Origin of the sequence: Xenorhabdus griffiniae, assembly GCF_015163655.1 — a bacterium.
GTDB classification, from domain to species: domain Bacteria; phylum Pseudomonadota; class Gammaproteobacteria; order Enterobacterales; family Enterobacteriaceae; genus Xenorhabdus; species Xenorhabdus griffiniae.
On the sequence record NZ_JADEUF010000013.1, the window covers coordinates 12,703 to 24,246 of the forward strand.

Sequence of the window (11,544 nt, forward strand, 5' to 3'; positions counted from 1 at the left end):
TGGTTTCTCACCATAAAGATAAACATTCTGTTGGTTTATCCCCGCACATGGTAGCGGGGAAAAAACTGGATGATGTGACTAAATTTCAATCTCCTCCCAAGGAGATAATAGCATCAAAATAGTAATATTATCCTAACTTATATTGAATTAATGGCTTCAAAAAACGAGCAGTATGAGATTTTTCACATTGAATAACTTCTTCGGGTGTTCCTGAAACCAATATTTCACCACCGCCGCTACCACCTTCAGGGCCAAGATCGACAATCCAGTCAGCCGTTTTGATTACATCCAGATTATGTTCGATGACGACAATTGTATTTCCTTGATCCCGCAATTGATGCAGAACGGATAATAGTTGCTGAATATCCGCAAAATGCAGGCCGGTTGTTGGCTCGTCAAGGATATACAGTGTCTGGCCTGTACCCCGTTTAGACAATTCCCGTGCCAGTTTTACCCGCTGCGCTTCCCCGCCAGAAAGTGTTGTTGCGGATTGCCCCAGGCGAATATAGGAAAGGCCGACATCTATCAAAGTTTGCAACTTGCGGGAAAGCGCAGGGACTGCGTCAAAAAACTCACGAGCCTCTTCGATGGTCATATTCAGCACTTCATTAATATTCTTGCCCTTATATTTGATTTCCAGCGTTTCTCGATTGTAACGCTTGCCCTTACATTGATCGCAAGGCACATAAACATCAGGTAAGAAATGCATCTCAACTTTAATTACGCCATCGCCCTGACAAGCTTCACAACGTCCACCTTTAACGTTGAAACTGAAACGCCCCGGTGTATAGCCACGGGTACGGGATTCAGGAACGCCTGAGAATAACTCTCTGACAGGCGTAAATATACCCGTATAAGTGGCAGGATTTGAACGTGGGGTTCTGCCAATCGGGCTTTGGTCTATATCGATCACCTTATCAAAATGCTCAAGACCCTGGATATCAATATAAGGGGCAGGACTAATATTTGTTGCTCCGTTTAACTGACGCTGTGCAATAGGAAATAACGTATCGTTGATCAACGTTGATTTACCGGAACCAGAAACGCCTGTGATACAAGTGAACAGGCCGACGGGGAGATTTAATGTCACCTTTTTCAGGTTATTGCCTTTTGCGCCAATCAATTTCAGCATCTTATCTGGATTAACAGACACGCGCTGCTCTGGAATAGCAATTTGACGTTCACCACTGAGGAATTTTCCTGTGAGTGATTTTGGGCTTGCCATGATAGCGGTAATCGTTCCTTCGGCAACAATCTCGCCGCCATGTACACCCGCACCCGGCCCGATGTCAATAATATGGTCAGCCGCACGGATGGCATCTTCGTCATGTTCGACAACGATAACCGTGTTACCCAAATTGCGCAGGTGAAGTAAGGTTTCCAGCAAACGCTCATTATCCCTCTGATGCAGGCCAATGGAAGGCTCATCCAGCACATACATCACACCGACGAGCCCTGCACCAATCTGGCTCGCCAAACGGATACGCTGAGCTTCCCCACCGGAAAGCGTTTCTGCTGAACGGGAGAGCGTCAGGTAATTTAATCCAACATTAACCAAGAATTTCAGGCGATCACGGATCTCTTTCAGGACTTTTTCGGCAATTTGGGCGCGTTGTCCACTCAGCTTGATATTTTGGAAAAACGCCATCGCATGACCGATGCTGAAATCCGAAATTTGTGGCAGCGTAGTATCTTCAATAAAGACATAACGCGCTTCCTTACGTAGTCGTGTTCCATCGCAGGAAACGCAAGATCGGTTGCTGATATATTTTGCTAACTCTTCCCGTACGGCGGTGGATTCCGTCTCTTTATAGCGGCGTTCCATATTGTGCAGAACACCTTCGAACGGATGGTGGCGAACAGTCACATCACCACGATCATTGGTGTATTTAAATTCGATGGATTCTTTACCGGAACCGTATAAAACCACTTTCTGAATGGTTGGGCTTAACTGATTAAACGGTGTTTCGATATCGAATTTGTAATGTTCTGCCAGTGATCTTAGCATCTGAAAGTAATAGAAGTTACGGCGATCCCAACCACGGATCGCACCTCCGGCAAGGGAGATACCTTCATTTTGGACAACGCGTTCGGGATCAAAAAATTGCTGAACCCCTAATCCATCACAAGTAGGGCAAGCCCCTGCGGGATTGTTGAAGGAAAACAAGCGAGGTTCTAACTCGCTCATACTATAGCCACAGATTGGACAAGCAAAATTGGCGGAGAAGATCAGTTCTTCGGCCTGTGTATCATCCATATTGGCAATGACGGCAGTACCACCGGAAAGTTCTAATGCAGTTTCGAATGATTCCGCTAATCGCTGGGCGAGATCAGCACGCACTTTAAAGCGGTCAATGACGACTTCAATGGTATGTTTTTTCTGTAATTCGAGTTTTGGTGGATCGGAAAGGTCACACACTTCGCCATCAATACGGGCGCGGATATAGCCTTGTGCAGCGAGATTATCCAGCAGCTTGGTATGTTCGCCTTTACGTTCTTTGACGACAGGAGCCAGTAACATCAGGCGTTGGCCTTCTGGTAGTGCCAAGACATTATCTACCATCTGGCTGATTGTTTGTGCCGCCAGCGTGATATCATGCTCAGGGCAACGTGGTTCACCCACTCGCGCAAATAGCAGACGGAGATAATCGTGAATTTCAGTTATCGTGCCGACCGTAGAACGTGGGTTATGGGAAGTAGACTTTTGCTCAATGGAAATGGCCGGGGATAGCCCTTCAATATGATCGACATCCGGTTTTTCCATCAGTGACAAAAACTGGCGCGCATACGCAGAGAGGGATTCAACATAGCGACGTTGCCCTTCCGCATACAGAGTATCGAAAGCCAAAGATGACTTACCGGAACCCGATAGCCCAGTAATGACTATCAGCTTGTCACGGGGAATTATTAAATTGATATTCTTAAGATTATGGGTGCGGGCGCCCCGAACTTCGATGTTATCCATATACCACTTCCCAGATTATTGATAGAGCAAAACTCACAAACGCGTTATTATTGCACAAACATTGCTGAATGGATATACAGTATTTAACGGGCAATCATGCTGTCACCATGACAATGTAAAGTACGATGCGCTTCGCAAAGTATAATATAACGGCTCTCTGTTTAAACTTATCCCTCGCATGGTAAACTACATTGCTTATAATTAGAGAAATCCGTTTTTAGCAAAATTCATTTCATCAGGAGTATTCCCAATGGCCAGCAGAGGCATAAACAAAGTTATTTTAGTGGGTAATTTGGGACAGGACCCAGAAGTTCGCTATATGCCGAATGGCGGTGCAGTGACCAACATTACCCTGGCAACGTCTGAGAGCTGGCGTGATAAACAAACCGGTGAGATGAGAGAGAAAACCGAATGGCATCGTGTCGTGTTTTTCGGCAAATTAGCCGAAGTCGCCGGTGAATATTTGCGCAAAGGTTCTCAGGTTTATATTGAAGGTTCTTTGCAGACTCGTAAATGGCAGGATCAGAACGGCCAAGACCGTTATACCACGGAAATTGTCGTGAATCCTGTCGGTGGGGTAATGCAGATGCTGGGTAGCCGTAGTGGTGCAGCACAGGATGCGCCAGCGCAAGGCGGTTGGGGGCAACCACAACAGCCACAAGCCTCTCAGCAATTCAGTGGCGGTGCTCCATCTCGTCCAGCGCAGTCGCCTATGCCACAGAGCAATGAGCCGCCGATGGATTTCGATGACGACATTCCTTTCTGAGTGAATTGAAAAAGTAGCTTGATTCTGGTCAGGACCAGTCACAGATTTTGCGATCTGTAGTCGTTTAACTTTGATCTGGCAATTGTTTTTTGTTTCGATAATTGTCAGATCAAGTCTTAAGTTTCACACTTAGATTTGTTAGCACACAATCGTGCAGCGAACTTACCGTAATTTGAAGTTCTTGCTGGCGATTTTGCCAATCTTCTTCATGTCCTTTCAAATAGGTTTCCCGCACATCGGCTAAGACTGCGGCCTGTGTGGCAGGAAGACGCGCAGCCGCCCAATCGGCAGCAACATCCTTAGAAACAAACTCTCCCGTCACTAATGTCCGCCACATACGCGCCAGCGTTAGAAGGACATTACGTTCATCTCCCTGTAGCGTCTCAATTAAATTCGGCAGGACATCCTTAATAGCCCGATGAATGTCCGAACTTGGAATAGCGGCTAGAAGACTGCTTGTGTTGGGGCCGAGCAGCGGTATTGCTTCCTGCCGTGCTTGAGCCAACACTAAGGTAAGTTCTGGATCACAAACCGACTTGGGAATATTTCCCACCTCATATTCATGGCGTAGCCACTCGCCGTAAATAAATTCACTTCGGGCAGGATAAAACGATGCACTGAGATCGGCGACCAAGAAAACAATCAGTTCAATAGGGCGACGCCCATCAGGATCAAAAGGATATCGGCCTGATATCATCATTAAATCGGCAACGAGAGATGTCCGAACCTCAGATGTCATCGGTTGGTCAATAACCACGAGCAAATCTACATCGCTGCGGGGGCGAAGACCACCAACCGCAGCCGAACCATGAAGGTAGACCGCGACCAGCGATTCGGCTAATCGCTTCTGAACGATAAACAATGCTTGCTTTGCTTCGGAAGGAATAGTCATTAATTAGCTCACTCATAAAATATTCATGCTAAATAATATTGCTCAAAATTATCACCAGCAAAGCAAACAAACAGCATGAGCATATACCAATCTCACTTCAAGATGAGTGTAATTTCTCCCCCGCAAAGCGGGGAGAAATCAGATTTCATATCATGTTGTAAATTGCAACTTGAAGTTTAATGCGTATATATAAATATCTTGGTTCTATTTAACCAATCGCTTTACCCAGCAATTGGCGAATATAAGATCCTGCGCCTAATAACCCCGGGTTGTCATGAGTAATCAGATACACGGGAATATCTTTTAAATAGTCCGTAAATCTGCCTTTGTTTTCAAATCCTTGTCGGAAACCTGATTTTTGGAAGAAATCAAAGAAACGTGGGACGATCCCACCTGCAATGTAAACACCGCCAAATGCACCCATATTCAGCGCTAAATTCCCACCAAAACGTCCTAACGCGGTACAGAAGAGTTCTAACGCTTGTTTGCAGATAGAGCAATTTCCATTCAGTGCACGGTCAGAAACTTCGCGAGGGGTAAGATCTTCGGCGACTTGCCCGTTGAGTTTCATCAGGGAACGATAAATATTCACTAAACCAGGGCCGGAAAGGACTCGTTCAGCGGAGACATGCCCATATTCTTCGCGCAGTACGCTTAGCATATGATCTTCTTCCGCACTATCTGGCGCGAACTCTACGTGACCACCTTCACCAGGTAAGCTCATCCATTGGCTGCCTGTGTGAACAAGATGCGCGACTCCTAATCCAGTCCCTGCACCATAAACCGCAATAGGGCGTTTAGTTTGAGGTTGCTTTCCACCAATCTGAATTGCATCATCTGTTCCCAGAACCGGAATGGCGAGGGAAACGGCGGTAAAATCGTTAATCACCTCAAAACGTTCCCATCCCAAAGAGGCTTTCATTTGGCTAACAGAAAAACGCCAACTGTGGTTAGTCATGCTGATTACATCATCCGTCACCGGACAGGCAATAGCGATACTGCCATATTTGACTTCACAATTCTGCTGTTTCAAATATTGGCGGATAACAATCTCAAGCGATTCATAATGTGCACAGGGATAGAATTCGACCGCGCTCAATTGCCCGGTATCTACATCACATAATGCCAGACGTGCATTTGTACCGCCGATATCACCTACCAGGGCATAAGTTGTCATGGTTTATCTCCTTAATTCTTACAGAAATCCTAATGAAGCAGTCAAAAGTCGAATTGAGGGGATTTTACACAAGGTCAGGCTTAAAGGCCGCATAAAAATGTGTCGATATGGTGAGGGAATCAGATAATATCTTGATTATTATAGGTTATAAGGCCCATTTCATCTGCCAGCAAATCTACGGCTTTGATAACTGAGTTAGAAGACCAGAGTGGCTGTGATTCAATAGAGACTGACAGTTGATTTTCTTTAAGCCGATCACCGAATAGCATGATTGCCTTATCACCATGTTGTTTTGATGCCCACGTTATCGCTTGAGCAGATGGATTATCACGGTAAATTTGGCCTGCGATTCGGCTTCGGAAAGCAAAACATCTTTGTTAACCAATAACCCTGTAAATATACAGAATACAGAGTATGAGTTTTATCACCTTCGATGTGATTATTGCTTGATTCTTATCCCTGATTCACTGGATAATCGTTGGCTTCAAATTTTCTCATTGTTTCTTTATCCAGTAGGCCAAACGATTGCGCAAACGAATGGTTGAGCCAATGATGCAGCGCTGATTTTTATTATCTTGTGGCGTAATCGTTTTCGTTTGAAGAGGTGAAGAAATAGGGAGAGAACTTTTAAAGCGATATAGTTAACAGAAGCAGGGGAAAAACATGTCTGGTATGCAGGCACCAACTCAATGCAAACTCGATAGGTATTTTAAGATTACTGAACGCGGATCGACAATACGTCAGGAAGTTCTCGCTGGATTAACGACATTTTTGGCGATGGTCTATTCCGTTATTGTGGTACCAGGGATGCTTGGGCAAGCCGGATTTCCTCATACTGCCGTGTTTATTTCTGTTTGTTTAGTGACCGGTATCGGTTCGTTATTGATGGGGTTGTGGGTTAATTTGCCAATGGCGATTGGTTGTGCGATCTCGTTGACAGCGTTTACCGCATTTAGCCTGGTATTAGGGCAACAGGTCAGCATTCCCGTGGCCCTCGGTGCGGTTTTCCTGATGGGATGTTTGTTTACGTTAATTTCAGTAACGGGCGTGCGAGCGTGGATTTTGCGTAATATGCCAATGGGTATTGCACATGGAACGGGTATTGGCATCGGTTTGTTTTTATTGTTGATTGCAGCCAATGGCGTAGGTCTGGTGGTAAAGAACCCAAACGCTGGCTTGCCTGTGTCCTTTGGTTCATTGACGTCATTTCCCGTGGTGATGACGTTATTGGGGCTGGCGGGTATTATCGGTCTGGAACGCAAGAAGGTGCCGGGCGGTATCTTGCTGATGATTATCGTAATTTCTATTATCGGCTTAATTTTTGATCCGGCCGTTAAATATCAAGGATTCTTTAAATTTCCTACATTGGGGGAAGATGGTCTGTCCCTGATGTTCAGTATGGATATTATGGGCGCTTTACAGCCTATTGTATTACCCAGTGTTTTGGCTCTGGTCATGACAGCTATATTTGATGCAACGGGTACGATCCGGGCTGTGGCGGGGCAAGCTAATTTATTGGATAAGAGAGGCCAGATTATCAATGGCGGCAAGGCGCTGACAGCCGATTCTGTCAGTAGTATTTTTGCTGGGATTATCGGCTCTTCTCCCGCAGCGGTTTATATTGAGTCTGCCGCAGGAACCGCTGCTGGAGGTAAGACGGGTTTAACAGCTTCCATTGTCGGTATTTTATTCCTGTTGATTTTATTCCTATCCCCGCTGTCGTATTTAGTTCCCGGCTATGCTACGGCTCCTGCCTTGATGTATGTCGGATTACTGATGCTGAGCAATGTGCGAAAGCTGAATTTTGATGATTTTGTTGATGCAATGTCAGGTTTACTGTGTGCTGTATTTATTGTGCTGACTTGTAATATCGTCACAGGCATTATGCTGGGTTTCAGTACACTGGTTGTTGGGCGTATTTTTTCGGGTGAATGGCGTAAATTGAATATTGGTACGGTTATACTTGCCATTGTATTAGTGGTCTTTTATGCCGGCAATTGGGCTATCTAATTAAAATAGGATGCGTAAACGACAAGGCGTTGCGCATCCCTTCCATTCCACGGTTAATCATATTGTGACCGCCAGATATATTCTAAAATGCGTTAATTTTCCAACACACTCAAGCTAATAAGCATAAAATAGAAAAATGAATCAATAAACATTGATTCACAATGTGATTGCTTTTTGATTTTCTTTAATAACTGCAATATTTATGGTTATTAGCGCTATTATTAACAGTGAAAAACAGTCACAATCTTTCCACTGACGGATTTTTGGCAATTTGTAAGGGTAACATGGAAATATTCTTTACTATCTTGATCTTGATTTTGGTGGTGTCAGTTTCTGGTGTTCTTACTAAAATGATTCCGTTCCGTATCCCCTTGCCGATAGTGCAAATAGCAATGGGAGCGTTGCTGGCCTGGCCTCATTTTGGTTTACACGTTACTTTCGATCCTGAACTCTTCCTCGTATTACTTATCCCTCCTTTGTTATTTGTTGATGGTTGGAAAACACCAACCAGAGAGTTTTTCCAGCATGGGCGTGAAATCGTCATTTTAGTTTTAGTATTGGTACTGGTGACGGTTATTGGCATTGGTTATTTGATCTATTGGTTATTGCCAAGTATCCCTCTTATCGCTGCCTTTGCACTGGCGGCGGTATTGTCCCCAACAGATGCGGTGGCGTTGTCATCAATTGTTGGAAAAGGACGTATTCCTAAAAATATGATGAGCGTGCTGGAAGGGGAAGCATTAATGAATGATGCTTCCGGTCTGGTGGCTCTGAAATTTGCGGTGGCGATTGCCATGGGCACGATGGTATTTACTGTCACTGGCGCAACGGTGGAGTTTTTCAAGGTTGCGATTGGTGGTTTGTTGTCGGGCATCGCCATCACATGGTTATACAGCAAATCATTGCGCTTAATGAGTCGTTGGAGCGGGGATGATCCTGCAACTCAAATCATGTTTATGATGTTGTTACCGTTCGCTTCCTATATGATTGCTGAGCATATCGGTGTATCAGGGATTTTGGCTGCGGTTTCCGCAGGTATGACTATCAGTAAAGCAGGAGTGATCCGTAACGCACCGCTGGATATGCGTCTGCGTGCCGATAATGTATGGGGAATGCTGGCCTTTGTCTTCAATGGCCTGGTGTTTATCATGCTAGGGCTGCAATTGCCGGGCATTTGGGAAACATCGGTAGATCAGGCTGAGCTTGATCCAAATGTTGAAACCTGGATGCTGTTCGCTGCCGTTGGCATCATTTACGTTGCGCTGGTATTACTGCGATTCAGTTGGTTATGGCTGATGAAAAATATCAGCAAGGTGCTGATAAAGAAAAGACCGCTTCAGTTTGCTTCCTATACGACACGTGAGTTGTGGTTGGCTTCATTTGCGGGTGTCCGTGGGGCAATTACGCTGGCAGGTGCTTTGTCTGTACCACTGTTCCTGCCGGATGGTGACCCATTTCCGGCACGTTATCAGTTGATTTTCATTGCTGCGGGCGTGATTCTGTTCTCCCTCTTTGTCGGGGTTATCGGTTTACCTTTGCTGCTACGTGGCATGAAAGTTGGCGATAAGCAGGCAGATCTCACTGAAATCAGAATGGCAAAATCGGCAATGGCTGAAGTTGCTATTGTCAGTATGAATAAGATGGAAGAGCGTCTGTCAGCCAGTACTGAAGAAAAATTGGATGCAGAAGTCATTAGTGAGGTTGCGTCTCGCGTGACCGGTTATTTGCGGCGTCGTACCGCGGGAACGGATGAAATCGAGCATAATCTGATGGTTGAAGATTTGGAACGCCGTTTCCGCTTGACGGCATTGAGGGCTGAACGCGGGGAGTTATATCACCTGCGTGCAACCCGTAAGATTAGTAATGAAACACTACAAACGTTGCTACATGATCTTGATTTGTTAGAAGCGCTTTTAGTGGAGAAAGATCAATAAAAGGTGAAAGACCAATAAATTATGTGGCTGTTAACGATCACAACATTTTTGTGGGCCGCCTCATTTAGCCTGATTGGCGCTTATCTCGCTGGTCAGGTTGATAGCTGGTTTTCGGTTCTTGTCAGGGTAATGTTGGCAGCAATGGTATTTTTACCATTTTTGCGCTGGCGTGGGTTATCACTGAAAGTTATTTCACTGTATATGGCTGTTGGTGCCTGTCAGCTTGGTGTGATGTATTTGTTTGTTTTTCATGCCTATCATTATCTGACTGTGGCAGAATTTTTGCTGTTTACCATTATGACGCCACTTTATGTCACATTAATTTATGATCTGATGGGGCGTCAGCGATTGCGCTGGGGTTATGCCTTGAGTTCTTTATTGGCAGTGGCTGGTGCAGCGATTATTCGTTATGACCGATTGAGTGAATCTTTCTGGATTGGCTTATTGTTAGTGCAACTGGCAAATATTTTCTTTGCGATCGGTCAGGTCGGTTATAAGCGCTTAATGGAGATCCATCCCATTCCACAACGAGTGGCATTTTCATGGTTCTATCTGGGCGCTTGTGCCGTCGCCATCATCGGCTGGCTAATGTTTGGTGATCCGCAAAAATTGCCCACAACTCAGCTTCAGTGGGGTGTTTTGGTTTGGCTGGGTGTTGGGGCATCGGGGATTGGCTACTTTATGTGGAACTATGGTGCCACCCAAGTGGATGCCGGAACACTGGCAATTATGAATAATATGTTGGTTCCGGCGGGGTTATTGGTCAATTTTGCAATTTGGCAGCAGCATCCTAACTGGCTGAGCTTTACCATTGGAGGCAGCCTGATTGTTGCGTCACTTTGGGTGCATCACCGTTGGATACTGAGACCCGTTTCACCAACGGCAAATTGTCCACCGCGTGCTGGCGCGCAGAACGAATAAAAGTATCGATAGCGGGTTGGCGCTGCTCCCCTTCTCGGCTGGCAGCGTACAATCTGCTCCATAATCCCTCTCCTAACGTTTGGGTTACAACTAACCCTTGTCGTTCGAATGTTTCCACGGCCCAGTGTGGTAACGCGGCAATACCCAATCGGGCGGCAACCATCTGAATCAGCAATAGCGTATTGTCAACTGTTTTTAATGTCGGCGTAATTTCCGCGGGTTGGAGAAAGCGTCGCCAGATATCAAGCCGTTGGCGCTGGACCGGATAAATCAGCAAAGTTTCAGCAGCGAGATCTTGTGGGCGAATATCGCGTGTATTTGCCAGTGGATGATCTGGTGCGATCACCAGCTTCACTTCATAATCAAACAGCGGCGTATAGTGCAGGTTACTGTCTGCAATAATGTCAGATGTCAGGACAATATCCAGCTCACGTTTTTGCAGAGCAGGTTGAGGATCAAATGTCACACCAGATTTAAAGTCCACATTAACCTGCGGCCAGCTTTCACGAAAACGCTTCAGTGCGGGTGTCAGCCATTGAATACAGCTATGGCATTCAATAGCAATGCGTAAGTTTGTTTCTTGTGGTTCATGACATTGACGTAAGGAAGCTGTCACCAAGGGTAAAACTTGCTCTGCTAATTTTAATAACACTTCTCCTTGAGGCGTTAACTTCAGGGGTTGGCTTTTCCGAATGAATAACTTAAATCCCAGCCGATGTTCTAATTCACTGAACTGATGAGAGAGCGCAGATTGCGTTTGATGCAAATAATTTGCCGCCGCTGCGAGTGAGCCACAATGGTTCAGTGCTTGTAGTGTTTTTAAGTGTTTTAGTTCGATCATGAAAAACCTTCAAGATGATAATGAATAATTTGCGCTTG

8 protein-coding genes are annotated in these 11,544 nt (G+C 45.4%); 4 read left to right on the forward strand and 4 right to left on the reverse strand.

Features of this window, described 5'->3' with window-relative positions; genetic code table 11:
- Positions 1-127: 127 nt before the first annotated feature.
- The gene (gene uvrA / locus IQ211_RS03855; protein ID WP_189759055.1) at positions 128-2,965 is read right to left on the reverse strand and encodes an excinuclease ABC subunit UvrA; all 2,838 of its coding nucleotides are present in this window, start codon (positions 2,963-2,965) and stop codon (positions 128-130) included.
- Between the two features lie 250 nt (positions 2,966-3,215).
- Between uvrA and IQ211_RS03860 the strand changes: the two genes are divergently transcribed.
- Positions 3,216-3,731, forward strand: coding sequence for a single-stranded DNA-binding protein (locus tag IQ211_RS03860; RefSeq protein ID WP_189759054.1), 516 nt, complete (start codon positions 3,216-3,218; stop codon positions 3,729-3,731).
- Between the two features lie 109 nt (positions 3,732-3,840).
- On the opposite strand, the gene IQ211_RS03865 is transcribed toward IQ211_RS03860, so the two are convergent.
- Positions 3,841-4,623, reverse strand: a complete 783-nt coding sequence (locus tag IQ211_RS03865) for an aminoglycoside adenylyltransferase family protein (RefSeq protein ID WP_189759053.1) — start codon at positions 4,621-4,623, stop codon at positions 3,841-3,843.
- A gap of 208 nt (positions 4,624-4,831) precedes the next feature.
- Positions 4,832-5,800: a glucokinase gene (glk, locus tag IQ211_RS03870; RefSeq protein WP_189759052.1), complete on the reverse strand. Its 969-nt coding sequence runs from the start codon at positions 5,798-5,800 to the stop codon at positions 4,832-4,834.
- A gap of 663 nt (positions 5,801-6,463) precedes the next feature.
- Here glk and IQ211_RS03875 point away from each other — a divergent pair.
- From IQ211_RS03875 to IQ211_RS03885, 3 genes are all read left to right on the forward strand, one after another.
- On the forward strand, positions 6,464-7,810 hold the full coding sequence (locus tag IQ211_RS03875) for an NCS2 family permease (protein ID WP_189759051.1): 1,347 nt from the start codon (positions 6,464-6,466) through the stop codon (positions 7,808-7,810).
- Between the two features lie 284 nt (positions 7,811-8,094).
- Entirely contained in the window at positions 8,095-9,744 is a 1,650-nt protein-coding gene (locus IQ211_RS03880; RefSeq protein ID WP_189759050.1) for a Na+/H+ antiporter, read from the forward strand.
- Positions 9,745-9,765: 21 nt separating this feature from the next.
- Positions 9,766-10,665: a carboxylate/amino acid/amine transporter gene (locus tag IQ211_RS03885; protein ID WP_189759049.1), complete on the forward strand. Its 900-nt coding sequence runs from the start codon at positions 9,766-9,768 to the stop codon at positions 10,663-10,665.
- Here the strand turns inward: IQ211_RS03885 and metR are convergent.
- Positions 10,550-11,506 carry an HTH-type transcriptional regulator MetR gene (gene metR / locus IQ211_RS03890; protein ID WP_189759048.1) on the reverse strand — a complete coding sequence of 319 codons (957 nt, stop codon included), beginning with the start codon at positions 11,504-11,506 and terminating at the stop codon, positions 10,550-10,552. The two genes, IQ211_RS03885 and metR, sit on opposite strands and share 116 nt — an antisense overlap.
- Positions 11,507-11,544: the final 38 nt, after the last annotated feature.

Excerpts from the sequence above, each read along its gene's own strand:
- uvrA (WP_189759055.1), bottom strand. The coding sequence starts at position 2,965 with ATGGATAACATCGAAGTTCGGGGCGCCCGCACCCATAATCTTAAGAAT.
- IQ211_RS03860 (WP_189759054.1), top strand. The coding sequence starts at position 3,216 with ATGGCCAGCAGAGGCATAAACAAAGTTATTTTAGTGGGTAATTTGGGA.
- IQ211_RS03865 (WP_189759053.1), bottom strand. The coding sequence starts at position 4,623 with ATGACTATTCCTTCCGAAGCAAAGCAAGCATTGTTTATCGTTCAGAAG.
- glk (WP_189759052.1), bottom strand. The coding sequence starts at position 5,800 with ATGACAACTTATGCCCTGGTAGGTGATATCGGCGGTACAAATGCACGT.
- IQ211_RS03875 (WP_189759051.1), top strand. The coding sequence starts at position 6,464 with ATGTCTGGTATGCAGGCACCAACTCAATGCAAACTCGATAGGTATTTT.
- IQ211_RS03880 (WP_189759050.1), top strand. The coding sequence starts at position 8,095 with ATGGAAATATTCTTTACTATCTTGATCTTGATTTTGGTGGTGTCAGTT.
- IQ211_RS03885 (WP_189759049.1), top strand. The coding sequence starts at position 9,766 with ATGTGGCTGTTAACGATCACAACATTTTTGTGGGCCGCCTCATTTAGC.
- metR (WP_189759048.1), bottom strand. The coding sequence starts at position 11,506 with ATGATCGAACTAAAACACTTAAAAACACTACAAGCACTGAACCATTGT.